Annotated in this window: 22 protein-coding genes; 18 read left to right on the plus strand and 4 right to left on the minus strand. The window is 65.2% G+C overall.

Annotation, left to right across the window (positions count from 1 at the left end):
* The first annotated feature begins 1 nt into the window (after position 1).
* From M4J39_RS09765 to M4J39_RS09780, 4 genes are read left to right on the plus strand one after another with little or no spacing between them, the layout of a single operon-like run.
* Positions 2 to 916 (plus strand): ABC transporter ATP-binding protein, encoded by a 915-nt coding sequence (locus tag M4J39_RS09765; protein WP_251727657.1) that lies wholly within the window; start codon positions 2 to 4, stop codon positions 914 to 916.
* Entirely contained in the window at positions 913 to 1,749 is an 837-nt protein-coding gene (locus M4J39_RS09770; protein WP_251727658.1) for an ABC transporter permease, read from the plus strand. Before M4J39_RS09765 ends, M4J39_RS09770 begins: the two co-directional genes overlap by 4 nt.
* Positions 1,746 to 2,285 carry a nitrous oxide reductase accessory protein NosL gene (locus M4J39_RS09775; protein WP_251727659.1) on the plus strand — a complete coding sequence of 180 codons (540 nt, stop codon included), beginning with the start codon at positions 1,746 to 1,748 and terminating at the stop codon, positions 2,283 to 2,285. The genes M4J39_RS09770 and M4J39_RS09775 overlap by 4 nt, the downstream gene beginning before the upstream one ends.
* Positions 2,286 to 2,293: 8 nt before the next feature.
* Positions 2,294 to 3,259 (plus strand): FAD:protein FMN transferase, encoded by a 966-nt coding sequence (locus M4J39_RS09780; protein WP_251727660.1) that lies wholly within the window; start codon positions 2,294 to 2,296, stop codon positions 3,257 to 3,259.
* A 13-nt stretch (positions 3,260 to 3,272) separates the two neighbouring features.
* Here M4J39_RS09780 and M4J39_RS09785 read toward each other — a convergent pair whose 3' ends face one another.
* On the minus strand, positions 3,273 to 3,983 hold the full coding sequence (locus tag M4J39_RS09785; protein WP_251727661.1) for a class II aldolase/adducin family protein: 711 nt from the start codon (positions 3,981 to 3,983) through the stop codon (positions 3,273 to 3,275).
* A gap of 145 nt (positions 3,984 to 4,128) precedes the next feature.
* Here M4J39_RS09785 and M4J39_RS09790 point away from each other — a divergent pair, with 145 nt between their 5' ends.
* Positions 4,129 to 5,151 carry a sugar-binding transcriptional regulator gene (locus tag M4J39_RS09790; RefSeq protein ID WP_251727662.1) on the plus strand — a complete coding sequence of 341 codons (1,023 nt, stop codon included), beginning with the start codon at positions 4,129 to 4,131 and terminating at the stop codon, positions 5,149 to 5,151.
* A gap of 119 nt (positions 5,152 to 5,270) precedes the next feature.
* On the opposite strand, the gene mtnA is transcribed toward M4J39_RS09790, so the two are convergent.
* Both mtnA and mtnK read right to left on the minus strand, forming a co-directional pair.
* A complete protein-coding gene (gene mtnA, locus M4J39_RS09795; protein ID WP_251727663.1) occupies positions 5,271 to 6,371 on the minus strand; it encodes an S-methyl-5-thioribose-1-phosphate isomerase in 1,101 nt (366 codons plus the stop codon).
* A 104-nt stretch (positions 6,372 to 6,475) separates the two neighbouring features.
* Entirely contained in the window at positions 6,476 to 7,765 is a 1,290-nt protein-coding gene (gene mtnK / locus M4J39_RS09800; protein ID WP_251727664.1) for an S-methyl-5-thioribose kinase, read from the minus strand.
* Positions 7,766 to 7,968: 203 nt separating this feature from the next.
* On the opposite strand from mtnK, the gene M4J39_RS09805 reads away from it, so the two are divergent.
* The 13 genes from M4J39_RS09805 to M4J39_RS09865 all read left to right on the plus strand — a co-directional run bounded on the left by M4J39_RS09805 (position 7,969) and on the right by M4J39_RS09865 (position 21,883).
* Complete coding sequence (locus tag M4J39_RS09805; RefSeq protein WP_251727665.1) at positions 7,969 to 9,486, plus strand: sugar ABC transporter ATP-binding protein; 1,518 nt, start codon at positions 7,969 to 7,971, stop codon at positions 9,484 to 9,486.
* A gap of 28 nt (positions 9,487 to 9,514) precedes the next feature.
* Positions 9,515 to 10,567 carry an ABC transporter permease gene (locus tag M4J39_RS09810; protein ID WP_371875439.1) on the plus strand — a complete coding sequence of 351 codons (1,053 nt, stop codon included), beginning with the start codon at positions 9,515 to 9,517 and terminating at the stop codon, positions 10,565 to 10,567.
* Between the two features lie 100 nt (positions 10,568 to 10,667).
* On the plus strand, positions 10,668 to 11,726 hold the full coding sequence (locus M4J39_RS09815) for a substrate-binding domain-containing protein (protein WP_251727666.1): 1,059 nt from the start codon (positions 10,668 to 10,670) through the stop codon (positions 11,724 to 11,726).
* A 274-nt stretch (positions 11,727 to 12,000) separates the two neighbouring features.
* Positions 12,001 to 13,128 carry a substrate-binding domain-containing protein gene (locus M4J39_RS09820; protein ID WP_251727667.1) on the plus strand — a complete coding sequence of 376 codons (1,128 nt, stop codon included), beginning with the start codon at positions 12,001 to 12,003 and terminating at the stop codon, positions 13,126 to 13,128.
* Positions 13,129 to 13,217: 89 nt separating this feature from the next.
* A complete protein-coding gene (locus tag M4J39_RS09825) occupies positions 13,218 to 14,570 on the plus strand; it encodes an ABC transporter substrate-binding protein (RefSeq protein WP_251727668.1) in 1,353 nt (450 codons plus the stop codon).
* Positions 14,571 to 14,657: 87 nt separating this feature from the next.
* Positions 14,658 to 15,899, plus strand: a complete 1,242-nt coding sequence (locus M4J39_RS09830; RefSeq protein WP_251727669.1) for a carbohydrate ABC transporter permease — start codon at positions 14,658 to 14,660, stop codon at positions 15,897 to 15,899.
* The gene (locus tag M4J39_RS09835; protein WP_251727670.1) at positions 15,896 to 17,113 is read left to right on the plus strand and encodes a carbohydrate ABC transporter permease; all 1,218 of its coding nucleotides are present in this window, start codon (positions 15,896 to 15,898) and stop codon (positions 17,111 to 17,113) included. The genes M4J39_RS09830 and M4J39_RS09835 overlap by 4 nt, the downstream gene beginning before the upstream one ends.
* The gene (locus tag M4J39_RS09840) at positions 17,110 to 18,375 is read left to right on the plus strand and encodes a hypothetical protein (protein ID WP_251727671.1); all 1,266 of its coding nucleotides are present in this window, start codon (positions 17,110 to 17,112) and stop codon (positions 18,373 to 18,375) included. The genes M4J39_RS09835 and M4J39_RS09840 overlap by 4 nt, the downstream gene beginning before the upstream one ends.
* Positions 18,375 to 19,427, plus strand: coding sequence for an ABC transporter ATP-binding protein (locus M4J39_RS09845; protein ID WP_251727973.1), 1,053 nt, complete (start codon positions 18,375 to 18,377; stop codon positions 19,425 to 19,427). The genes M4J39_RS09840 and M4J39_RS09845 overlap by 1 nt, the downstream gene beginning before the upstream one ends.
* 184 nt (positions 19,428 to 19,611) lie before the next feature.
* Positions 19,612 to 19,884 (plus strand): metal/formaldehyde-sensitive transcriptional repressor, encoded by a 273-nt coding sequence (locus M4J39_RS09850; protein WP_251727672.1) that lies wholly within the window; start codon positions 19,612 to 19,614, stop codon positions 19,882 to 19,884.
* Positions 19,885 to 19,893: 9 nt separating this feature from the next.
* Positions 19,894 to 20,796, plus strand: a complete 903-nt coding sequence (gene dmeF / locus M4J39_RS09855; RefSeq protein WP_251727673.1) for a CDF family Co(II)/Ni(II) efflux transporter DmeF — start codon at positions 19,894 to 19,896, stop codon at positions 20,794 to 20,796.
* Between the two features lie 81 nt (positions 20,797 to 20,877).
* Complete coding sequence (locus M4J39_RS09860) at positions 20,878 to 21,267, plus strand: hypothetical protein (protein ID WP_251727674.1); 390 nt, start codon at positions 20,878 to 20,880, stop codon at positions 21,265 to 21,267.
* Positions 21,260 to 21,883: a DedA family protein gene (locus M4J39_RS09865; protein WP_251727675.1), complete on the plus strand. Its 624-nt coding sequence runs from the start codon at positions 21,260 to 21,262 to the stop codon at positions 21,881 to 21,883. The genes M4J39_RS09860 and M4J39_RS09865 overlap by 8 nt, the downstream gene beginning before the upstream one ends.
* Here the strand turns inward: M4J39_RS09865 and M4J39_RS09870 are convergent.
* Positions 21,865 to 23,574 carry an ABC transporter ATP-binding protein gene (locus tag M4J39_RS09870; protein ID WP_251727676.1) on the minus strand — a complete coding sequence of 570 codons (1,710 nt, stop codon included), beginning with the start codon at positions 23,572 to 23,574 and terminating at the stop codon, positions 21,865 to 21,867. The genes M4J39_RS09865 and M4J39_RS09870 overlap by 19 nt on opposite strands.
* Between the last annotated feature and the right edge of the window lie 106 nt (positions 23,575 to 23,680).

The following is a 23,680-nucleotide window of genomic DNA, read 5'->3' on the forward strand; positions in this document are numbered from 1 at the left end:
CATGACGGACGCCACCGTTCTCTCCGTGGAAGAGTTGACCGTCCGCTTCGGCGCCGTGACGGCGGTGGACGGCGTCAGCCTTACCGTCGCACCGGGCGAGCGGGTGGCGCTGCTCGGCCACAACGGCGCCGGCAAGTCGACCCTGTTCAAGACCGTACTCGGCTTCCTGAAACCGGCCGCCGGTCGTCTGTCCATTGGCGGCGTCATCCCCGGCTCGGATGCGGCACGCCGCGCGGTCAGCTATCTGCCCGAACAGGTGGCCTTTCCGAAGGCTCTGACCGGCACCGAGATTCTCACCCATTTCGCTCGTCTGAAAGGCGTCGCACCGAAGGCGGCATTGCCGCTTCTCGAAGTCGTCGGCATCGCCGATGCCGCCAAACGGGCCGTCGGCACCTATTCCAAGGGCATGCGTCAGCGCCTCGGCCTCGCTCAGGCCCTGATCGGGACACCGCGCCTTTTGCTGCTGGACGAGCCGACCTCCGGTCTCGATCCCGTTTCGCGGCGCGAGTTTTATGACGTGCTGGAGGCCTCGGCCCGCGCCGGCACGGCGGTGCTGCTCTCCTCGCACTCGCTGTCGGAGATCGAGAACCGCATCGACCGCATCGCCATCCTGGCCAAAGGGAAGCTGCGCGCCGAAGGGGCACTTTCCGACCTGTCTCGCCGGGCCGGCTTGCCGATCCGCATCCGCATCGAGGCGGCCGAAGGCCGTGTCGAGGCCGTGCATGCCCACCTCGGCGGCGAGCGCGTCAACGGTCGGTCGGTCGTCGTCACCTGCCGCGCCGAGGACAAGGTGGGGGCGCTGGCGCGCCTCGCCGAACTCGGCTCCGATATCGCCGACATCGACATCGCCCTGCCGGATCTCGACGACGTCTACCGTCACTATTCCGGCCTCACCGTCGAAGGAGCGACCCAATGACCGGTTTCGACCGCATGGCGACGGTGGCGGCAACAGAGTTCCGCCTTGCCTTTCGCAACCGCTGGGTTCTGCTGGCAACGCTGGTCTTCACGCTGTTCGCGCTGGCCCTGGCCTTCCTGGGCTCCGGGCCAAGCGGTGCTCTCAAGGCCGATGCACTGACCCTGACGGCGGCGAGCCTGTCGACACTGACCGTCTACCTGGTGCCGCTGATGGCGCTGCTCGTCTCGTACGACAGCATTGCCGGCGAGATCGAACGCGGAACGCTGGCTTTGGTGCTGGCGACGCCTCTGAAGCGCGGCGAACTGGTCCTGGCGAAGTTCTGCGGCCATCTCGCCGTTCTGACCCTGGCCATCGCCATCGGTTACGGCATCGCTGGTGTAATGATCGCCGGCGTTCACGGCGCCGACGACGCCGGTCTTCTCGCCTGGGGGCGGCTCGTCGCCACCGCCGTGCTATTGGGGGCCGTCTTCATTGCCCTGGGCATGGCCCTGTCCGGCGTGCCGCGCCAGACCGGCACGGCCGCCGCGCTCGCCATCGGCGCCTGGCTGATCCTGGTGGTGCTTTACGACCTTGCGCTGCTCGGAGCCGTCATCGTCGATCAGGGGGGCATGTTCACCAAGGCGGTGTTTCCGGCACTCGTTCTGGCCAACCCCGGTGACGCCTTCCGCCTCTACAATCTGGCGCTGATCGAGTCGAACGCGCCGATCGCCGGCCTCGACGGGCTCGCCCACACGCTTCCCTTCCCGGTTTCCAGCGCGCTTCTCGTGCTCGTCCTTTGGCTCGCCGCAAGCCTTGCCGTCGCCTGGGCCCTCACCCGGAGAATCCGCCCATGATCAACCGCATCCTCTCCGCCATGCTGCTCTCCGCCACCCTGTTTTTGCCGCTCGCCGCCTGCAAGGAGGAAGCGGCGGTCAAGCCGGCCGCCATTGCCATGACCGATGAAGCACTCGGCTATTATTGCCAGATGTACCTCGCCGATCACGGCGGCCCCAAGGCTCAGATCCATGAGAAGGGGCAGGAGCAGCCACTCTGGTTCTCGCAGGTGAGTGACGCCGTCACCTATCTACGGGGTGGCGAGAAGCGTGGCGACGTCACCGCCGTCTACGTTTCCGACATGGAGAAGGCGCCGAACTGGGCCGAACCCGGCCGCGACAACTGGATCGACGCCGACGCGGCTGTGTTCGTCATCGGCAGCCGGCAGGCCGGCGCCATGGGCATGCCCGAGGCGATCCCCTTCGGCAGCCAAAAGGCGGCCGACGCGTTCGTGGCACGCGAAGGCGGTGCCGTCGTCAAGCTGGCGGATATCCCGAACAAGTATCTCGGGCCGGCGAACGCCGGATCGGCCGATCATTCCGACATGCAGATGTGAGGTCCATCATGGCAGACTTCCTCGCCCGCCCGATCGGCCGGCGCCGCTTCATCCGCATCGGGGCGACGCTCGCGGCGACGGCCGCCTTCGGTATCCCGGCTTCAGCAGCGTCACCCATGCGTCGGTGGTCCGGCAACGCCCTGGGTGCCCATGCCTCGATCGAGCTTGTCGGAACTGACGCCGCTCTGGCAGAGGCGACATTCGCCGTTGTGGAAAAGGAGATTGCACGCCTTGAGGGGCTGTTCAGCCTTTATCATGCCGATAGCGCGCTCTCCCGTTTGAATGCCGCCGGCCGTCTCGATGCGCCGGAGGCCGACTTCCTGCGTCTTCTGGCGCTGGCACGCAGCGTCCACCGAGAGACCGGCGGCTTGTTCGATCCGACGGTTCAACCGGTGTTCGCCGCCTATGCCTCCCATTATGCAGGCGGACGGAGCGACGCGCTTCCCCCGGCGGAACTTGCTGACCGGCTGGCGCTGGTCGGCTTCGATCAGGTGGTCTTCGACGAAGCCGCCGTGCGCTTCTCGCTCCCCGGCATGGCAATGACGCTGAACGGCATCGCGCAGGGTTACGTCACCGATCGCGTGGCGGACCTCCTGAAGGCGCGCGGCTTTGATAACGTGCTGCTCGACATCGGCGAAATCCGGGTGCTCGGTGGTGGCCGCGATGGCGTCGGATGGAAGGTCGGCCTTGCCGCCGATCCGGACGGCAACACTCTGGCCGATACGCTTCGCCTCAAGGATCGCGCCATTGCCACGTCGATGGTCGCGGGTACGCTTCTCGACGCCGGTGGCCGCGTCGGCCACATCCTGCATCCCCGGAAGGGCGCCGTGCCCTCGGCCTTCTCATCGGTCAGCGTCGTGGCGGACGGGGCCGCTCTCGCCGATGCCCTTTCGACGGCGGCGGTGCTGATGAGCCCCGACGAACTGGCCCGGCTCGATGGGGCCGGCGTCGAAATTCACGCGACACCGGCCTGACTGTCGACAGGTCTCAGGCGGCAGGCGCTGCCACGCCACCGCAGCGGAGGTCGGTGTCTGCCACGTCCTGCCGACCGTAGACCTTGAACATCGCAAAGACGTTCTGCATTTCGGCGCTGTCGAGGATCACCGGCGTCCCGACGGCGAGCGCGCGCCAATACTGGGCGGCGATGGTCTCCACCTCGACCAGGAGCGAATAGGCCTTCTTGAGGTTGGCGCCGAGCACGATCAGGCCATGATTGGCGAGCAGGCAGGCCAAGCGACCCTCCAGCGCGGTCAGGGCGTGGTCGGAAAGCGCCTGCGAGCCAAAGGTGGCATACTCGGCGCAGCGGATGTTCTCGCCGCCGGCCGCGGCCACCATGTAGTGGACGGCCGGAATGTCGCGGCGCAGACAGGAGATCACCGTCGAAAACATCGAATGAGTGTGGATCACCGTGTCTATGTCCGTCCGACGCTGCAGGATGTCCCGGTGGAAGCGCCATTCGCTGGTTGGTCGGCAGGGGCCGTAGTAGGTCCCGTCGAAGGTCATCTCGACGATCTGGTCTTCCGTCATTCCGGCGTAGGGAATACCGGTTGGCGTCACCAGAAAGCGATCCTTGCCAACGCGGACGCTGACGTTGCCCGAGGTGCCCTGGTTTACGCCCGAGGCGTTCATTTCACGGCACGTGTTGATGATCTCGGTCCTGAGGGCGAGATGGGAGAGGGCGGAAAGGCTCGCAGGCATTCTAGGGTCCTCGGTGAGGGGCGGCGGGTGCGTTCGACACGCAAGGCGGGCAATGGCACTTGGCGCGGTTGGGTGCTTATGTTAACTCAGATTGTCAATTGTCGATCCGGGGTTAAGCGCTTCGGGCGATTGGATTGGGAAGATCATGGCACTACGCTCTAGGACGAAGGACAAGGCAGACCGGTCGGGGGCGGCCGAGGCGGACAGTCGGACACCGCTGCCGCGGCCGGGGGAATACCTCACCGATCCGCTTCTCTGGGCGTCCTGGCTTTATCATCACGACGAGATGACCCAGAGCCAGATCGCCGACCTGATGGGGGTGTCGCGCGCGACGGTGGTGAACTACCTGCAGCAGGCGCGCGACTTGCATTACGTCAAGGTGGTGGTGCGGCCGGAGCTGCTGAATTCCATCGACCTCGCCCAACAGCTCAAGCAGGCCTTTGGCCTGACCGAATGCATGGTCATTCCCTTCGACGGCGGCGTGCGGCCGCCGAGCGAGCGTATCGGCCGCGCCGGTGCCCAGTATCTCGACCAGATCCTGGTGAACGGCGACGTTCTGGGCGTCGCCTGGGGGCGTACCGTGCTGTCTCTGGCCGAGAACCTGCCGGAAAGGGCCATGCCCGACAGTTGTGTCGTGCAGGTGATCGGCAGCCAGCGCTCGGCTTACGACGGCTTCACGGCCGAGGAGTGCGTGGCCTTCATTGCCCGGCGGCTGCATGCCAGATCCATCAACCTGCATGCCCCGGCGGCCCTGTCCAACGCGGCCTTGCGCGATGCGCTGATGCGCGAACCGACGATCCAGGAGCAGTTCGCCCGCATCCGCTCCTGCAACAAACTGCTGTTCGGCGTCTGCACCGTGAAGGCCAACAGCCTTGTGTTCGCTTCCGGCCTGATCTCCGTCGACGAGAGCAAATACTACATCGCCAACGGCGCCGTCGGCGTCATCGCCGGACGCTTCTACGACATCGAGGGCAACTGGCTGCGCGGCACCATGGACGACCGGATGATCGGCATCACCCTCGACGACGTCCGCAGCGTGCCGACCCGCATCGCCGCAGCCGGCGGTCCGGACAAGACCGACGCCATTCTCGGCGCGCTGCGCGGTGGCTATGTCACTGCGCTGATCACCGACGAACCGACGGCTCGCAATATTCTCGGACGGCTCTAGGCCGGTCCGAGGGGCGGGCTGCTTTTGCCTCGATATGATTGAAAGAGGCGCCGGCCGGGGGGAGCCGGCGCGCGCCCTTGCGCCGACTCGGATATCCGATGCGGGGCAAGGGCGGTTTGTCATTTGGCCTTCTGCTCCGGATAGAGCTTGAGAAGACCCTCGCGGCTGGCGGCGGCGACGCCGCGCTCGGTGATGAGGCCGGTGACGAGACGGGCCGGCGTCACGTCGAAGCCGAAGTTGAGCGCCGGGCTTCCCTTGGGCAGGATGTCCACCGTCTCCAGCCGGCCATCGGCCGTGCGGCCGGTCATATGGCTGAGCTCGCGGGCGTCGCGCTCCTCGATCGGGATCTCGCGCACGCCGTCTTCCAACGTCCAGTCGATGGTCGTGAACGGCAGGCCGACGTAGAAGGGTACGCCGTTGTCATGGGCGGCGAGAGCCTTCAGGTAGGTGCCGATCTTGTTGCAGACGTCGCCGATCGCCGTGGTGCGGTCGGTGCCGACGATCGTCATGTCGACGAGGCCGTGCTGCATCAGGTGGCCGCCCTGATTGTCGGCGATCACGGTGTGATCGACGCCGTGTTGGCCGAGCTCGAAGGCCGTGAGGCTGGCGCCCTGGTTGCGCGGCCGCGTCTCGTCGACCCAGACATGAACGGGAATGCCCGCCTCGAAGGCCATGTAGATGGGCGCGAGCGCCGTACCCCAGTCGATGCAGGCCAGCCAGCCGGCGTTGCAGTGGGTGAGGACGTTGAAGCGCGACGGCTTTCCCTTCTTCTCCCAGAGCTCGCGGATGATGGAAAGGCCATGCCGGCCGATCGCTTTGCAGGTCTCGACGTCCTCGTCGCAGATCTCGGCGGCGCGGCGATAGGCAAGGCCCATGCGCTCGGACGGCGCGACCTTGAGGAGCCGGCCCTTCAGGTCGTCAAGGCCCCAGCGGAGGTTCACGGCGGTCGGCCGGGTGGCGAGCAGGGAGGTGTAAGCCCGCTCGAGATTGTCGTCGGAGGAGTCTTCGCGCATGGCGAGCGCCAGCCCGTATGCGCCGGTGGCGCCGATCAGCGGCGCGCCGCGCACCACCATGTCGCGAATGGCCGTCGCCGCTTCCTGCCAGGAGCGAAGCGTCCGGGTCTTCACCTCGAACGGCAGCTTGGTCTGGTCGATGATCTCGACGCCCCAGCTGTCGTCCGCGACCCAGATCGTCCGCATGGATTTGCCGTAGATTTTCATGAAAGCCTCCGGTTGCCGCCGCGTGCCTCGGTACGCCGGGCGGTCCGCTTGTGGCAGGCGGCGCTGGGCCGCCCTATGGTCAGTCGGGTACGGCCGGATGGCCGTCAGCGTGTGGCGTCGGCGGCGACCACGGCGGCGGCCACTGCGTCGATACTGGCGAAGCGTGCCCGGTTGACGACGAGTTCCCGGCCGAGCCGCAATGCTCGCCGTTCGCCGCTCGCCCTCAAGTCCTTGTCGGCGATGCTCTCGAAATCGGCGACATGCGCAAGGCCAAGGATGCGGCGGATCATCTTGCAACCGGCAAAGCCCAGCGTGTCTTCGAACAGCGCGCGCATGTAGCGGGCCTGTTCCTCGGCCAGAGCCGCGCGGCTCGCCGCGTCGGTGAACAGCTCGGCAGTGAAGGCGTCGCCCTTGCCTTCCGTCGACCAAAGTTCGACGAAACGGGCTGAGAACAGCGTCCAAACGTCGGTGATCTGTTTCAGGATCCAGACGCGGTAAGCGTCGCGCCCGCCCTTCGTCTCTTCATGGCCGATCTGGCTGAGATAGGCGAGGATGAGATTGCCGATGAGGGCACCGACGTCGAAGCCCATCGGCCCGAAGAAGGCGAACTCTGGGTCGATGATGCGGACGTCGGTACTGGTCGCCATGATCGAGCCGGAATGCAGATCGCCATGCACCAATGCCTCGGCGTGGCTCAGGAACTTGAGCTTCATCGCCTGCGCCGCCGCCTTGAGCGGACCGTCGGCGCGGAACTCGAGGGCGATGTCGTCGAGCTGCGGCGATGTCCAGTGGTTGAGCTTGGCCGCCCTGTAGGGGTCGGTGAACACCAGATCCTCGGTGATCCGGCAGAGCTCGGTGTTGGCGCAGAACACCGCCATCTGCTTCTTTTTCTCGGCGGCCGGCAGGTAGAGGTCGGATGTCTTGAACAGTGATTGCGCCATGAACTCTGACAAGGTCGCCGCGAAGCGCGGAAATTCCACGCCGTCGATCAGCCCCTTGCGCATGATGATATGCGGGGTGAGGAACTCCATCACGACGAGCGCCTGCATGGCATCGAACAGGATGACCTTGGGGACCAGACCGGGGGCGGCGGCATTCTCGGTGATCAGGGCCTGGGTTTCGAAGAAGGAACGGTCGAGCGGCAGCGGCCAGGAGTCGCCGACGAGGCGAACATAGGGAAGGGCCTGCTTGACGATCAGCGATCCCTGCTGGCCGCGCACGATGAACACCAGGTTGAGGTTGCCGTCGCCGACCTCGGTGACCTTCCAGTCCGACGACGTGCCGCCGAGGGTGGTCGTCACCTCCGAAAAGCCTGCGAGATAGGGCGCCAGCGTGCTCTCGGTCATCGGCCGGTAATCGGCGCCGCCGGTGCGGGCGCTCCGAACGTCTGTCATGGGGTCTTCTCCATCCCTCGCTACTCGAACCCCGCCACGACAGCTGTCGCTCCTCATGCTGGCAAGGGTTTCTGGAGGTGGAAGTTGTTCCGCTTTTCGTCATTTGTCAAGATCGATTGACAATTGACGTTCTTGTGGCTAGGTTGCCGCCATCGGGGTCTGGAGGGGCCCTCTGCCAAACATCCGTGGAGGCGGTTTTCGGCATGACAGAACCAGGGAGGGAGGTGATCCGCATCCGTGGGCTGAACAAGCGTTTCGGCAGCACGCATGCGGTCATCGACGTCGATCTCGACATTCGGCGCGGCGAAGTGCTGGCGCTGATGGGCGCCAACGGCGCCGGCAAGTCGACGCTGATCAAGATTCTCTGCGGCGTACATCCCGCCGATTCCGGAACCATGGAGATTGATGGCGAGGCGGTCGACTTCCGGTCGCCGATCGAGGCCTGCGAGGCCGGCATTCACACCGTCCACCAGATCATCAACGATGGCGTCGTCCAGCAGCTTACGGTGGCCGAGAACCTGGCGCTCGACGAGATATGCCGACCCGAGGGGCCAATGCTCCTCAGCCGGACCGCCATCGCGGCGCGAGCCCGCGAGATCCAGGCGATCCTCGGGCTCGATCTGCCGCTCGGCAGGGCCATGAGCGAACTCGGGCAGGCGGAGCGTCAGCTCGTGGCCATCGCCCGCGCTTTGTCGCACGATCCCAAGGTGCTGATCCTCGACGAGCCGACCTCGTCGCTGTCGGAGGCCGAAGCTGCGCGGCTGTTCGTGCTGATCGAGGATCTCCGGGCGCGCGGTGTCGCTATCGTCTACATCAGTCACCGCATGTCCGACATCCGTCGCCTTGCCGACCGGGCCGTCGTCATGCGGGACGGCCGTACGCGCGCCGAGTTCGCAAAGCCGCTCGATTTCGACGGCATCGTCCACGCGATGGTCGGCCATCGCGTCAGCGAGGGCACACGCGCCGCCGTTTCCGGTGGTCGCACCGTGGTCGAAATCCGTGACTTCGCTCTCACGTCGACCTCCGCTCCCTTCGACCTTGACCTCCGCGAGGGCGAAGTCGTGGTGCTGACCGGCCTGATCGGCGCCGGCAAGACGGAGTTTGCCGAGTGCCTGTTCGGCACCGCAACCCCACACGCTGGCTCGGTGATGATCGACGGAAAGCCGCTCAGCGCCGCGTCGCCGCAACACGCCATCGCTCAGGGTGTGTTCATGGCCCACGAGGACCGGGGCAACTCGTCATTGGTCGCCGAGTTCTCGGTGCTGCACAACATGACGCTGCCGTTTCTCAGGCATTTCTCCAAACTGTCATTGGTGGTTCCGGACCAGGAACGGCGAGCGGCCACCGGCCAGGTCGGCGATCTCGCCATCAAATGCCCGTCCATCGACGTGCCGATCGGTTCGCTGTCGGGCGGCAACCAGCAGAAGGTTGTTCTCGGACGTTGGCTGATCCAGCCCTGCCGGCTGCTGATTCTCGACGAACCCTTCCAGGGCGTCGACATCGGCGCCCGCCAGGACATTGGCCGTCGGCTGCGCGAAACAGCTGCCGGACGGGCAACGCTGGTCATCTGTGCCGATCTCGAGGAGGCGACCGAGATCGCCGACCGCATCGTCGTGATGCGCGACTTTTCGGTGGTCGGCGGGCACTCCATCGACGGGCTGTCGCTCGATGCCCTGGTCGCGGAAATCAGCGGCGCCGGCACCCACGCAACCTTCGCCTGACGCTTCGTAGGACAAAAGGCTTTTCATCATGAGCACCCAGTCTCCCAATCCGGCCGCGCCGGTGGGCGCCGCGCAAGCCGGCGCCGCGAAGTCCGCCTTCACCGTCAAGGACTTCGTCATCAAGTTCGGTCTCCTGATCATTCTCGCGGTGATGATCGTCGTCTTCTGGCGGCTCGAACCGGCCTTCGCCAACGCCCGCAACATGTTCTCCATCCTGCAGGCCGTGTCGGTCACCGCGCTCCTGGCGCTCGGTGTGACCGTCACGCTGGCCATCGCCGGCTTCGATCTTTCCATCGGCTCCACGGCGGCCATGTCGCTGATGGCGTCGAGCTATGTGATGGTGATCCTGAACCAGGGCACGGTGCTGGCCGTCATCGTCTGCCTGCTTCTCGGCGCCTTCATCGGCTTTCTGAATGGTGTACTGATCGTCAAGGGTCGCATTCCCGACCTTCTGGCGACGCTGGGCATGATGTTCCTGCTGCTCGGCCTGCAACTGATCCCGACCGGCGGCCGCTCGATCGCCAAGGGCATGACCCTGTCGGACGGCTCGGCGGCGACCGGCAGCTTCACCGACGCCTTCCTGGCGCTCGGCCGCTACCGCCTGTTCGATCTGGTGCCGCTTCCGGTGATCATCATGCTGGTGGCCGCCGTCATCCTCTGGGTGTTCATGGAGCGCTCGCGCTATGGCCGCGTGCTCTATGCCATCGGCGGCAACGAGAAGGCCACCCGCCTCGCCGGCGCGCCGGTCGAACGCTACAAGATCGCCGCCTACATGATCTCGGGTCTGTTCGCCTCGATCGGCGGCATCCTGCTGGCCGCGCGCGTCGGGCGCGGCGACGTGACGTCCGGCTCATCGTTGCTGCTCGACTCGGTGGCCGCCGCGCTGATCGGTTACGCGGTGCTCGGCGCCAAGAAGCCCAACGTATTCGGGACGGCGATCGGCGCCCTGTTCGTCGGCACGCTGCTCAACGGCCTGACCATGCTCAACGCCCCCTACTATGCGCAGGACTTCGTCAAGGGCCTCGTCCTTGTCTTCGCCCTGTTGTTCACCTTCGGCTTCGCGTCCTCGCAGCGTCGCTGAGCCGGCTTCGGCCCAATTGGAAAACGCGAGGTAAGCCGCGGCGCGCGGAGGAGGCGCGCACCGGCGACGACAATGGAAACGTCATTTGAGGAGTGAGAAAATGACTATCGACAGAAGGACATTTCTTGCCGGCCTTGCCACCGCCACGGTGGCCGGCGGCCTGCCGCTCCGTGCCGCCTTCGCAGAGGGCATCGCAGGCGCCCCGGGCATCGTCGGCGAGCGCAAGATCAAGATCGCGCTGGTGCGCTATCTCTCCACCGGCGACTTCTTCCAGTTCTACCTTGCCGGCGTGACGCGCCAGGCCGAAGCGCTCGGCTTCGACCTGCACGTGCTCGACTCCCGTCAGGACGCCGCGCTTCAGGCCGAAATGCTGCAGCAGGCGATGAACCTCGGCGTCGACGGCATCATCCTTCAGCACGGCCTTACCGAGACTCTGAAGGATCCGGCCGCCCAGGCCGTGGAAGAAGGCTTCAAGGTCGTCGCCTTCGACGTCAACTGTGAGAACCCCGCCATCCCGCAGATCGAGCAGAACGATCGCGAGCTGGCCCGTCTCGCCCTCGAGCAGGCGATCGCCGACAACGGTGAGAGCTTCAAGGCCGGTTACGTCTACGTGCCCGGCATCGCGCCGCTCGATCGCCGCGACGAAACCTGGCAGGCGTTCAAGAAGAAGTACCCCGGCATTCAGGAAGTGGCCCACTGGGGTACCATGAACAACCCGATCGCCAACTCGGTTGCCGACCAGACGGCGGCCGTGCTGCGCGCCAATCCGGACATCACCGTCATCTTCGCGCCTTACGACGAGTTCGCCAAGGGCGCCAAGACGGCCGTCGATGAGGCAGGTCTCAGCGAGCAGATCAAGATCTACTCGGCCGATATCTCGACGCCGGACATTTCGGCCATGGTCGAGGACAAGAGCGCCTGGGCGGCCACGGCCGCGACGTCGTCGGCTGTCGTCGGCGAAGTCTGCGTGCGCACGCTGGCCCTTCAGCTTGCCGGTGTCGATACCGGAGCGCAGGTGGTGGTGCCGCCGACGCTGATCACCCGGCAGATGCTGATCGAGAAGGGCATCAAGAACATGGACGATCTCGCGGCCAAGCTGCCGCAGTTCTCCAAGGCCGACGTGTCCATGGCGCCCTGGATCGCCGAACCGAAGCGCTGATCGATCTTCGGACAAAAGGAAACGGACTGCTCCTCCGCCGGGGTGCCATCCCAGGCACTCCCGTTCCAGAAAGCCGGCATCCCTCGGGGTGCCGGCTTTTTCGCGTCTTTCGCATGCCCCGAGTGGTTGCCGTCGCCAAAGTCTGTGGCGGAGTTCCCACCGATAGAAGCGCTTTCTGCCTGTAGCGCTGGTGCGCTAGGTCACTTTTCTCCGAACGACCTCTTGCCGAAACCGGTTTCGGTGCGGAAGCTCCCATTCCAGGGAGGATACGAACGTGCTTGTCAGGGATAGCGAGCCCGAAGAGCGCCGGGCGCCGAGAGCCAGGATATCCGACGTCGCGCAGGCGCTTGGCCTGACCAAGGCGACCGTCTCGCGCGCGCTCAATGGCTACACCGACATATCCGAGAGCACGCGGGCCCGCGTCCGCCACAAGGCGGCCGAGCTTGGTTACACTCCGCTCAGCCATGCGCAGGCGATCCGGACCGGCCGCGCTCGTTCGCTCGGCATCGTCCTCCAGGTCGGCGATCAGGACGGTCAGCGTCCTTTCGTCGCCGATTTCCTTGCCGGCCTGTCTTCGGCGGCCAGTGCCGAGAACTGGACCCTGACCGTCGCCACGGCCACCACCGAAGAAGACATGCTCGCGACCATGGGGCGCCTCATCGACGAGCGGAAGGCGGACGGCTTCGTGCTGCCGCGCACGAAGGTCGCCGACGAGCGCATTCGCATGTTGCGCCGCCTTTCCATACCCTTCGTCCTGTTCGGCCGAACTGCCGATCCGGAGAGTTGCGCCTATTTCGACATCCTCGGCGAGGATGCCATGGTTCTCGCCGTTCGCCATCTGCACGGCCTCGGCCATCGGCGCATCGGCTACATCGGCGGTGGTGACGGCTTCTACTATTCCGCCGTCCGAAGCGCTGGCTATCGAACCGGCATCGAAGCTGTTGGTCTTCCTTTCGATCCGGCCATCGTCGGTGGCGGCGCCTACACGGTCGATGCCGGAATGCGCGAAGCGGACAGGTTGCTGGCCGCCGACGAGCCGCCGACGGCGATCCTCTGCGCCACCGACATGTGCGCCCTCGGCGTATGCCGGCGGGCGATGGCCTTGGGGCTCAGGGTCGGCGGGGACCTCTCTGTCATCGGTTACGACGGCGTTCCCGAAGGCGCGTGGTCGACGCCGCCGCTCGCCACCTTCGAGGTCGACAGCCGCGTCGCCGGTCTGCACCTCGCCAATCTCCTGATTCGCCGTATCCGCGGCGAAAACCCGGCCGATCTGAGGGAAACCGCCCACGCGCGCTTCCTCGATCGCGGCTCCGCCGCACGGCCGATGATGAGTTCGGCCGAACTTCGCGAGCACGTGGCGCGCGCGACCGGCCGGCGTTCGGAGCGTCGGCCCGACCGATAGAAGCCAATCTGGCCGATCCGTCTGGGAGGGCGGCGGCAACAGGGATTGGTTGCCCGACAGTCGCAAGATGATCGAAAAGGGAGGATGACATGTCCCGAGCTTCAAGAGTTACCGCAAGACTGATGGTCTGCACGGCGATAGGACTGCTGACTTTGCCCGCCTTCGCCGCCGATCTCAGGCTTTGGACGACGGAGGAACAGCCCGAGCGTCTAGCCAAGCAGCAGGAGATCGCCGCTGCTTTTGAGAAGGAGACCGGCACCAGTGTTGACGTGATTCCGGTGACCGAGAGCGATCTCGGAACGCGCGCCACGGCCGCTTACGCGGCTGGCGACCTGCCGGATGTGATCTATCACACGCTTCAATATGCGCTGCCCTGGGCCGAAGCCGGCATTCTCGACACGGAGGCGGCGACGGACGTCATCGAACAGCTCGGCAAGGACACGTTTGCGCCCGGCGCCCTGGCGATGGCTGCGCAGGCAGACGGATGGGCGTCGGTGCCTGTCGATGGATGGACGCAGATGATCGTCTATCGCAAGGACCTCTTCGACGCCGCGGGGCTCGAGGCGCCATCCACCTACGCCAATGTTGTGGCTGCCATCGACAAGCTGTCCAAGCCGCCGGAAATCTACGGCTTCGTCGCCGCCACCAAGATCGACGACAACTACATGAGCCAGATGCTGGAGCATATCTTCCTCGCCAACGGCGTGTCGCCGGTGGGCAAGGATGGCTTTGCACCGCTCGACGAAGCCAAGACGGTGGAGGTGCTGGAGTTCTACAAGAAACTCGCGGAAGCCTCGCCCCCGGGCGAGCTCTACTGGCAGCAGTCGCGCGAGCTTTATTTCGCCGGCAAGGCGGCGATGATCATCTGGTCGCCGTTCATCCTCGACGAGATGGCCGGTCTGCGCGATGCGGCTCCGGTGACGATCAACAAGGACCCGACGACCACCGAGCTTGCCAAGAAGACGGGTATCGTGACGAAGCTTGCTGGTCCCTCCAACCCCGAGGGAGCCGCCTGGGCCGATATTCGCTACTTCGGAATCACGACCGACGCCGACACGGACGCGGCCGAGGCTTTCGTGAAATACTCGATGGATCAGGGCTACACCGCCACGTTGTCGATGGCGCCCGAGGGCAAGTTCCCGGTTCGCCGGGGGACGGCCGACGATCCGGAGAAGTTCGAGAAGGCCTGGGCGGAACTGCCGGTCGGTGTCGATCGCAAGATGCCGCTTGGCGACCTCTACTCGGCGGACGTGATCAAGGAAGTGACCGGCGGGCTCGACGTGGCGGAGCGCTGGGGCGTCAAGGAGGGGCAGCTGTCGCTGGCCTCCAAGATGAACAACAGCCGCGAGATCAACCGGATCGTCCGCGAGTATCTCGACGGCGCCCGTGATGCCAAGGCGACGGTGGCGCTTCTCAACACCGAGCTCGCGAAGATCAAGTGACGAACGGCGAGGACCGGGCGACTGTGCCCGGCCCGCGAACCAGCATCCGGGCGCAAGAAGCGCCCGGACGTGCCGGAGTATTGACCCATGACTGCCATCTCCCCGCCCAGGGGGAGCGGCCCGCTGGCCCGCCGCGAAGCCCGCCTCGCCTGGTCCATGCTGCTGCCGACCATCTCGATCGTCTCGCTGGTGGTCCTGCTGCCGCTCCTCGCCGTGTTCTGGATTTCGGTGAAGCCGGTCACTCTGTCCGATCTCCGTCCCCCGGCGCCGATCGTGCGGGAGGATCTTCGCGGCCGCCCCGCCGCGGCTGGCGATGACGCCGACATCCGCTATCGTTTGCGCAACTCGAGCCAATCCAAGGAAATCAGCGACGTCGTTCTGAGCGACGTTCTGCCGGATGGCCTCGACGTTCGCACCCTCGATCCACGCTGCGAGCTTGATGGCCGTCAGCTGACCTGCCGCCTGGGTACCTGGCAGGGCGGTTTCCGCGACGAACTGCGCATCCCGGTCACCGTGGGCGCGTCCTACCTCGAAGGCGGCGACATCGAGGCCAGCCCGCCCGTCATCGACGGCGATGCCGAGAACGTCCTGACCAACCTCACGTTCACCACCGCCAACTTTGCCAGCATCTTCGACGGCGAGGAGTTCCGGACCGCGTTTGTCATCACGCTCGTCTACACCGTGGCCGGCACCGTTGGCGCCATGGTGCTGGGCCTTTTCGCCGCCCTTCTGCTGAACAAGAGCTTCCGGGGGCAGGGCGTGCTGCGTGGACTTTACCTGTTTCCCTATGTTGCTCCGGTCATTGCCGTCGCCTTCACCTGGGTCATCCTGCTCGACCCGTTCTCGGGCTCGATCAACACGCTGCTGGTGCGCATGGGCGTGACGACCGAGACGATCAACTTCTTCGGCCAGAAGCCGCTGGCGCTGATCATGGTGATCGTCTTCGAGGCCTGGCGCTACTTTCCGCTGTCCTTCCTGTTCATTCTCGCCCGTCTTCAGTCGATCGACAGCGACATGTACGAGGCGGCCGACATGGACGGCGCATCGCCATTCCAGAAGTTCTGGTATCTGAGCCTGCCGCAGCTGATGGGCATCCTCTCGGTGCTGTTCCTGCTGCGTTTCATCTGGACGTTCAACAAGTTCGACGACATTTTCCTGCTCACCGGCGGCAACGCGGGAACGCGAACGCTGACGGTCGACGTCTACGAGCAGGCCTTTGCCGTGTCCAACATCGGCGCCGGCGCCGCCGTGGCCGTCGTGGTGTTTCTCTGCCTGGTCGTCTTCTCGGCGTTGTTCTTTCGCTTCGTCAGCCGGGAGGAAGGACTATGAAGGCGCTGAGGTCGGGATATTTCACCGGCGCGGTTCTTGGCGCCATATGGTCCATCATCGCGGCGTGGACGATGGCGGTCGCGGTGAGCCTCTCCGCCGGCAGCCCCGCCGTGCCGGTCGCCACCGGCTGTGTGGCGATCGGTATCGTTGCTGGACTGGGAGCCGCGTTTCAGCTTCGCCCCATCATCGTGATTGTGCTGGCTGTGGTGACGGCTTTTGTCGCCGTCGTCATCGGGCACGGTCCGCTCGCGGCGGTCGAAGGCGGCGGATCGTCGATCGTTGTTTCGGCAAGCAGCTTCGTTCTCGCCGTCGCCATCGCCGGCCCGGTCGTCGCCTTCATGGCGGGCCTGCCGGGAGGCGTTCTGACACGGCACGAACTCGAAGCGGCGATCATCCGCTTCCTCACCGGCTTCGGCTACTTGTTCTTCACGGCGATCGTGGTCATCCCCTTCTACGTGATGGTGATGACGAGCCTGAAGAGCCAGCAGGAACTGCTGCTGAATCCGCTCGACTTCACCGTCGACCTCTCCAAGGGGTGGGACCTCTTCCGGGGGTATGGCGAGCTGTTCACCCGCTACCGCTTTGGCACCTACATGTGGACGTCCTTCTACGTCTCGGTGGTGACGGTGCTGGTCACGCTGCTGTTCTCTGTGCCTGGCGCCTACGCGGTGGCACGCTTGCGGTTCCGGGGGCGCACGGCTTTCTCGCGCGGCATCCTGCTCATCTACATGGTGCCGATGATCGTGCTGGCGCTGCCGATCTACATCGCCTTCTCCGTCACCGGTCTGCGCAACTCCATCCCAGGGCTGCTGCTGATCTACCCGGTGACTACCATCCCGGTCGCCCTCTACATGCTGCAAGGCTACTTCCGTGGCCTGCCGACGGAGGTCGAGGAGGCCGGACTGATGGACGGCCTCAACCGTCTCCAGGTGATCGCCAAGATCACCCTGCCGCTTTCGCTGCCGGCGCTGGCCTCCGTGTCGCTCTACGTCTTCATGATCGCCTGGAACGAGTTCCTGCTTGCCTTCATGCTCCTCGACGACCCCGCGATCTTCACCCTGACGCGCGCGGTCACCAGCCTCAACTCCTCCGAAGTGCCAAGGCAGTACCTGATGGCCGGCGCGGTGGTCGCCACCGTGCCGATCATGGTGCTGTTCCTCGGCCTCGAGAAATTCATGACCAAGGGCCTGACGGCCGGAAGCGTCAAGGGATGACCATGGACTACGAAGACCTCGACCGACGTGCGCGCGACATCCTGCGCGGCAACGACCGTGGCGGATATACCCTGCCGACCGACGGCCTCTATCCTTACCAGTGGAACTGGGACAGTGCCTTCGCCGCCTGGGGATTCGCCGAGTTCGACCTGGCGAGGGCCTGGACCGAACTCGAAACGCTGTTTTCCGGCCAATGGCCGAACGGCATGGTGCCGCACATCCTGTTCCACCGCCCCAACGCCGGCTACTTCCCTGGGCCCGACGTCTGGGGTGCGGAGGGCATTGGTCCCATCCTGTCATCCGGCATCAGCCAGCCGCCGGTCGCGGCCACCTTCGTACGGGCGATCTTCGAGAAGGACCGGACCCTCGGCGAGCCCCATGCTCGAGCTCTCTTCCCCAAGCTCGTGGCCTGGCATCGCTGGTTCCGCGACTGGCGGACCGAGGCAGGCGCGGTTGTGGTGACGCACCCGTGGGAGGCAGGCCGGGACAATGCGCCCGATTGGGATGGGGCAATGGCCGCCATCGATCCCGTCGGGGTCGGCGAGTACAAGCGCCGCGACACAAGCCATGTCGATCCGGCGATGCGGCCGACAAAATACGACTACGACCGCTATATCTGGCTCGTGCAGCTCGGCCGTCGCCTGCGTTGGGACGAGGCGGCGATGAGGACCGAGAATCCCTTCCGCGTCGCCGATCCGGCCATGACCTTCATCCTGATGCGCGCCAACCGCGACCTCGCCATCCTCGGCCGTGCGCTTGGCGAGGATGTCGGCGAGATCGAGACCTGGATTGGCGAGCTTGAAGCCGGCGCCGCCGGACTTTGGAACGAAGAGATCGGCGCCTACGACAGTTTCGATACCCGTGCGCGGAAGTTTTCCGGCTGCGTGACCTGCGCCTCTTTCCTGAACTGGTATGGCGGGGTCGACGACGAGCGCATGCTGTCGCAGATCGAACGCGTCTGGTCCGCCAAACGCTACGCGGTGCCGAGCCTTGACCCCGGCCATCCCCAGTTCAACTCGAAGCGTTATTGGCGCGGTCCTGTGTGGGCCGTCTTCAACACGCTGATCGGACTCGGTCTGGAAAGCTGCGGGCGGAGGGATCATGCGGCGCGCCTGCGCGAAACCACCCGCGCCTTGATCGGCGAGCACGGCTTTGCGGAGTATTTCGACCCGATCGACGGCAGCCCGGCAGGTGGTGGCACGTTTACCTGGACCGCCGCCGTCTGGCTGGCCTGGGCGTCACCGTCGGCAAGGGGGGCATGATGGGCAGGATCGAACTTCAGCACGTCGAGAAATGGTTTGGCGACCTGCAGGTCATCAAGGGTATCGATCTCGCCATCGAGGACGGCGAGTTCGTGGTGTTCGTCGGCCCGTCGGGCTGCGGAAAGTCGACCTTGCTGCGGATGATCGGCGGCCTTGAGGAAACCTCGCGCGGGCGTCTTCTGATCGATGGGCGTGACGTGACCGCCGATCCGCCCGCCAAGCGCGGGCTGACCATGGTGTTCCAGTCCTATGCCCTCTATCCGCACATGACCGTGCGCGAGAACATGGGCTTCTCGCTCAAGACGGCCGGGCGCCCGAAGGCGGAAATCGAGGCCAAGGTGGCGGAGGCCGCCCGTATCCTCAAGCTGGAGTCCTATCTGGACCGTCGGCCGAAGGCGCTTTCCGGCGGCCAGAGGCAGCGCGTCGCCATCGGCCGGTCGATCGTTCGCGATCCCACCGCCTTTCTGTTCGACGAGCCGCTTTCCAATCTGGACGCGGCGCTTCGGGTGGAGATGCGCTACGAGATCACCAAGCTGCACCGCAGCCTGCAACGCACCATGATCTACGTCACCCACGACCAGACGGAAGCGATGACGCTCGCCGACCGCATCGTGGTGCTGGAGTACGGCCGGATTGCCCAAGTGGGCACGCCGCGCGAGCTTTATGAGGCGCCGAACAATCTCTTCGTCGCCCAGTTCATCGGCAGCCCGAAGATGAACGTGATCCCCTGCCGTGCCGAGAGCGGCCGCTACGAACTTGTCGGCGGCCGAGGCGGAGACTTTGCGGGCACATGCCCTGCCACCCGGCTCGGCATTCGCCCCGAACACATCGCTCTGGGTGAGGCAGGCAGCGGCGTCTGCGATGGCATCGTCGACGTCATCGAATACCTCGGCGCGGATACCTTCGTGATCATCGACGCAGGCCCGCTCGGGCAGATGACTTGCCGCGTCGCAGGGGATACGACGGCAAGGCTTGGCGAGCGTGTCGGTCTGGCCTTCGAGGGGGCGGTGCACTTCTTCGACGAGGCCGGTCTGGCCGTTTCGCACGAGTAGGCCTCGTCCCTCTGCGATCCATGGTGAGCGGCGCGGTTCAGGGACCGCCCGCGATGGTCTTGCATTTCCCGTTCGTTCGATTGCTTTTGGGCTGGATGCCTCTCCGCCAACGCAAAGTCGTGCGCGGATGCGGTTAGTACTTGCGAACGGTTCCTATTCATATAGGATAGGGGGGTATCCTATCATGCACACCAAAACGAACAAAAAACCCTTGCTCGCCCGTGTCAGGCGTATCGCCGGACAGATAGCCGCCATCGAGAAAGCGTTGGAGGACGAGGCGGAGTGCGCCGTCGTTCTGCATCAGGTGGCGGGCGTTCGCGGCGCTGTGCTGGGGCTGATGGACGAGTTGATCGAGGGGCACCTTCACGAACATGTCGCCCGCCCGGGGATCGACGATTCCACGCGTTCGGCAGCGGCCGACGAACTGATGGACGTCATTCGCCGCTATGGAAAATGAGGCAGTGGAATGCAGCGGTCTGAAGTTGGCGGAATTGTCCACGATCACGTCTTTCTCGGCCGCGATCATGATCGCAACACCCGCCGGGTCCTCTGGGTCGTTCTGCTGACGCTGGGAATGATGGTCGGCGAAATCGTCGCCGGTCTCATGTTCAACTCCATGGCGCTGCTTGCCGATGGCTTTCACATGGCCACGCACGCCGGTGCGCTGACAGTGGCGGCCGTCGCCTATTTCCTGGCGCGCCGATACGCGGGAGAGCGGCGGTTTACGTTCGGGACCGGCAAGATCGGCGACCTCGCGGGCTTCGCGTCGGCTCTGGTTCTCGGCCTGGTGGCGCTCGGCATCGCCGTCGAGTCCGTTCTCCGCTTCCTCAGCCCGCAACCGGTAGCCTTTTCGGAAGCGACGGCCATTGCCGTGCTGGGCTTGCTGGTCAATCTTCTGAGCGCCGTTCTGCTTGGTCCCGACCACCACCGTCATCACCACGACACCCATGACCATGTCGAACATGGCCACGACAACAACCTGCGCTCCGCCTACGTGCACGTGTTGGCGGACGCCTTGACGTCGGTGCTTGCCATCGCCGCGCTTCTTGGCGGACGTTACCTGGGGTGGGTGTGGCTGGATCCGGTCATGGGGCTCGTCGGTGCCGTCGTCATCGCGGTCTGGTCGTGGTCGCTGATGCGGGCGGCCTCGTCGGTTTTGCTCGACATGGCCGACTCGCATGTCGAAGACGAAATACGCGGGTTGGTCGAGGAGAAGGCGGGGGTTCAGGTGGTCGACCTTCACCTCTGGCGCGTCGGTCCCGCCGGCCATGCCGCCATCGTGTCGGTGGTCGGTGACGACGCGGACGACGTTCGCCGCCGCCTCCGGCCCGTGCACGAGGTGGTCCACCTGACTGTGGAGACAAGGTAGGGCCCGTCCCATCTGCCCTGAGGCGCCGCCCGTCTGATATCATTGTCTCTCCGGCGGCCCCGCCGCGAGGAGAGAAGGGCCATGAACTTCCTTAGGTTTCTGTTCCGGCGGCATCCCTGGCCGACGGTTGTCCTGGCTGTTGGGCTGGTCGCCCTGCTCTGGTTCGGCGGCCGCTTCGTGTCGGAAGTGCTGTATTTCGCCGATCCCGCCCACCGAGAGCAGCAACTTGCCGGCTGGATGTCGCCACGTTACGTCGCGAAGTCGTGGGAGTTGCCGCCAGACGTCGTGGCGAACATCATGCAGCTCGCACCCGGTCATCGGCACACCACGCTGGACCAGGTGGCCGCGAGCCAGAACGTCACAATCGAGGAGTTGCAGAAGCGTGTGGAGGCCGCCAAGGCGGCGCTGGAGGCGGAGCGGCGCAACGGACGCCAAGGCGAGTTCCCGGCCGGCGGGCAGACGAATGACTGACACGCTGCTGGCACTGGTGCCGACCTACGGAAGCTGGCTGGTTCTGGTTGCCTTACTTCTATCCTGCCTTGCGCTGCCCGTGCCTTCGTCCATTCTGGTTATGACGGCAGGCGGTTTCGCCGCGTCCGGCGACCTTGTGCTCTGGCAGGTCCAGGCCATGGCCCTCGCCGGCTTCGTTGTCGGCGACCAGATCGCCTATGCGCTGGCTCGAACCGGCGGCAGATCCCTGATCACCCGTCTCCGATGTCGCCCTGGCGCCGATCGCCTGTTTTCTCGCGCGCAGATGCTGCTCGACCGACACGGGTTGCTGGCTGTTTTTCTCAGCCGCACCGTTTTCAGTCCGCTCGGTCCCTATCTGGGCTACCTGTCCGGCTCTCTCGGCTTGCCGTGGCTTTCGTTCACGCTGACCGCGGTCGCCGGCGCTCTCTGCTGGTGCGCGGGCTACAGCCTGCTCGGCTATGCCTTCGCGACGCAGATCGCCGATATCGCCTTGATGATCGGCAACGCCATGGGCTTCCTTCTCGGTGGCCTCCTCGTCGCCGCCACCGCCTGGTATCTGTGGCGCAGCTGGCGTGCCGAGACGGCGAACGACGCCGATCAGCCGCCCGCTGCGTAAAGGTGGGCGTAGCCACCGCCGCGCTTCAGGAGGTCGTCGTGACTGCCCTGTTCGGCGATGCCGTCGGTGTCGACCACGACGATGCGGTTGGCATTGCGGATGGTGCTGAGCCGATGGGCGATGACCAGAGAGGTGCGGCCCTTGGCAAGCTCGGCCAGCGATGCCTGGATCTCACGCTCGGTCGCGGTATCGAGCGCGGACGTCGCCTCATCAAGGATCAGGATCGGCGGGTCCTTCAGGAACATGCGGGCGATGGCGATGCGCTGCTTCTGGCCGCCGGACAGCTTGACGCCGCGTTCGCCGACGATGGTGTCGAGCCCCTCCGGGAGCTCGGCCAGCAGGCTGCCGAGCTGTGCGCGTTCGGCCGCCGCCGCGATTTCGCTCTCCGTTGCGTCCAGCCGACCATAGGCGATGTTCTCGCGGATGGTGCCGCCGAACAGGAACACGTCCTGTTGCACGATGCCGATCTGCCGCCTCAGCGAGGCAACGGTCATGTCCCTGATGTCGATGCCATCGATGAAGATGGCGCCCTCCGTTACCTCGTAGAACCGCGGCAGCAGCGAACAGAGCGTGGTCTTGCCGACACCCGACGGGCCGACGAAGGCGATCGTCTCGCCAGCGGCGATATCGAGGTTGATGCCGGAGAACAGTGGCCGGTCGCCACCATAGCTGAAGCTCACGTTCGAGAAGCGGACGTCGCCTTTGAAGGCTGGGGCGGTGGTGGCGCTCGGTCGATCCGCAATGTCCGGCTCCGTGCCCAGGAACTCAAGATAGCGGCGGAATCCGGCGATGCCCTTGGGGTAGGTCTCGATCACCGCGTTGATCTTCTCTACCGGCCGGAAGAACACGCTGACCAAGAGCAGGAAGCCGACGAAGCCGCCGGCCGTGAGGTCACCCGTCAAGACCAGATGGCTGCCGGCGATCAGTACGACGAGCTGAACGAGGCGCATCGACAGGAAGGACAGCGCGTTGGTGGCGGCCATCAGCTTGTAGGCGGCGAGCTTGGTGGTCCGATAGGCAGAGTTGTCGACGGCGAACAGCCGGCGCTCGTGGTCTTCGTTGGCGAAGGCTTGCACCACGCGCATGCCGCCGACGTTCTCTTCGATACGCACGTTGAAGCCTGCGACCCGCCCGTAGAGCTGATGCCAGTTCTCGGTCATTCGGCCGCCGTAGCGGGCGGTGATGAAGGCGACCGCCGGCACGATGGCGGCGGTGATCAGCGCCAGCTTGACGTTGACCGACAGCATCAGGAGGAAGGCGCCGATGAAGGTCATGACGGCGATGAACAGATCTTCCGGGCCGTGATGGGCGATCTCGCCGATCTCCTCGAGGTCCTTGGTCAACCTGGCGACCAGATGGCCGGATTTCTGGTTGTCGAAATAGCGGAAGGAAAGCTTCTGCAAATGGTCGAAGCTGCGGCGCCTCAGCTCGGTTTCGATATTGATGCCAAGCATGTGGCCGAAATAGACGACAATGGCATTGAGGCCGGCGCTGAGAAGATAGATCACCAGCAAAGCCAGCGCGGCGACGACGATCAATGTCCAGTTGGACGACGGCAGCAACTGGTCGATGTAGATCTTGACCGCGAAGGGAAAGCCGAGCTCCATCAAGCCGGCAACGACGGCGCAGCAGAAGTCGAGCAGAAACAGCGCTCGGTAGGGACGGTAATAGGAAAAGAAGGTTTTGAGCATGGGGCGGACAATGCCCCATCCTTCCCCCGCGCGAAAGGCCCGACAGCACGCCACGCCAACAGCGGCAGCGAACCGTGTCGCTGCCGCATCGGTTTGGGAGTCGTTC

This window comes from Pleomorphomonas sp. NRK KF1 (assembly GCF_023721755.1).
Lineage (GTDB): Bacteria > Pseudomonadota > Alphaproteobacteria > Rhizobiales > Pleomorphomonadaceae > Pleomorphomonas.

What these genes read in the sequence shown, in the direction of transcription:
- M4J39_RS09790 (WP_251727662.1), top strand. Translation starts at nt 4,129, where the DNA reads ATGGCACTACGCTCTAGGACGAAGGACAAGGCAGACCGGTCGGGGGCG.
- M4J39_RS09850 (WP_251727672.1), top strand. Translation starts at nt 19,612, where the DNA reads ATGCACACCAAAACGAACAAAAAACCCTTGCTCGCCCGTGTCAGGCGT.
- M4J39_RS09865 (WP_251727675.1), top strand. Translation starts at nt 21,260, where the DNA reads ATGACTGACACGCTGCTGGCACTGGTGCCGACCTACGGAAGCTGGCTG.
- M4J39_RS09860 (WP_251727674.1), top strand. Translation starts at nt 20,878, where the DNA reads ATGAACTTCCTTAGGTTTCTGTTCCGGCGGCATCCCTGGCCGACGGTT.
- dmeF (WP_251727673.1), top strand. Translation starts at nt 19,894, where the DNA reads ATGCAGCGGTCTGAAGTTGGCGGAATTGTCCACGATCACGTCTTTCTC.
- M4J39_RS09780 (WP_251727660.1), top strand. Translation starts at nt 2,294, where the DNA reads ATGGCAGACTTCCTCGCCCGCCCGATCGGCCGGCGCCGCTTCATCCGC.
- M4J39_RS09785 (WP_251727661.1), bottom strand. Translation starts at nt 3,983, where the DNA reads ATGCCTGCGAGCCTTTCCGCCCTCTCCCATCTCGCCCTCAGGACCGAG.
- M4J39_RS09770 (WP_251727658.1), top strand. Translation starts at nt 913, where the DNA reads ATGACCGGTTTCGACCGCATGGCGACGGTGGCGGCAACAGAGTTCCGC.
- M4J39_RS09810 (WP_371875439.1), top strand. Translation starts at nt 9,515, where the DNA reads ATGAGCACCCAGTCTCCCAATCCGGCCGCGCCGGTGGGCGCCGCGCAA.
- M4J39_RS09835 (WP_251727670.1), top strand. Translation starts at nt 15,896, where the DNA reads ATGAAGGCGCTGAGGTCGGGATATTTCACCGGCGCGGTTCTTGGCGCC.
- M4J39_RS09845 (WP_251727973.1), top strand. Translation starts at nt 18,375, where the DNA reads ATGGGCAGGATCGAACTTCAGCACGTCGAGAAATGGTTTGGCGACCTG.
- M4J39_RS09830 (WP_251727669.1), top strand. Translation starts at nt 14,658, where the DNA reads ATGACTGCCATCTCCCCGCCCAGGGGGAGCGGCCCGCTGGCCCGCCGC.
- mtnK (WP_251727664.1), bottom strand. Translation starts at nt 7,765, where the DNA reads ATGACAGACGTTCGGAGCGCCCGCACCGGCGGCGCCGATTACCGGCCG.
- M4J39_RS09825 (WP_251727668.1), top strand. Translation starts at nt 13,218, where the DNA reads ATGTCCCGAGCTTCAAGAGTTACCGCAAGACTGATGGTCTGCACGGCG.
- M4J39_RS09840 (WP_251727671.1), top strand. Translation starts at nt 17,110, where the DNA reads ATGACCATGGACTACGAAGACCTCGACCGACGTGCGCGCGACATCCTG.
- M4J39_RS09765 (WP_251727657.1), top strand. Translation starts at nt 2, where the DNA reads ATGACGGACGCCACCGTTCTCTCCGTGGAAGAGTTGACCGTCCGCTTC.
- mtnA (WP_251727663.1), bottom strand. Translation starts at nt 6,371, where the DNA reads ATGAAAATCTACGGCAAATCCATGCGGACGATCTGGGTCGCGGACGAC.
- M4J39_RS09805 (WP_251727665.1), top strand. Translation starts at nt 7,969, where the DNA reads ATGACAGAACCAGGGAGGGAGGTGATCCGCATCCGTGGGCTGAACAAG.
- M4J39_RS09775 (WP_251727659.1), top strand. Translation starts at nt 1,746, where the DNA reads ATGATCAACCGCATCCTCTCCGCCATGCTGCTCTCCGCCACCCTGTTT.
- M4J39_RS09870 (WP_251727676.1), bottom strand. Translation starts at nt 23,574, where the DNA reads ATGCTCAAAACCTTCTTTTCCTATTACCGTCCCTACCGAGCGCTGTTT.
- M4J39_RS09815 (WP_251727666.1), top strand. Translation starts at nt 10,668, where the DNA reads ATGACTATCGACAGAAGGACATTTCTTGCCGGCCTTGCCACCGCCACG.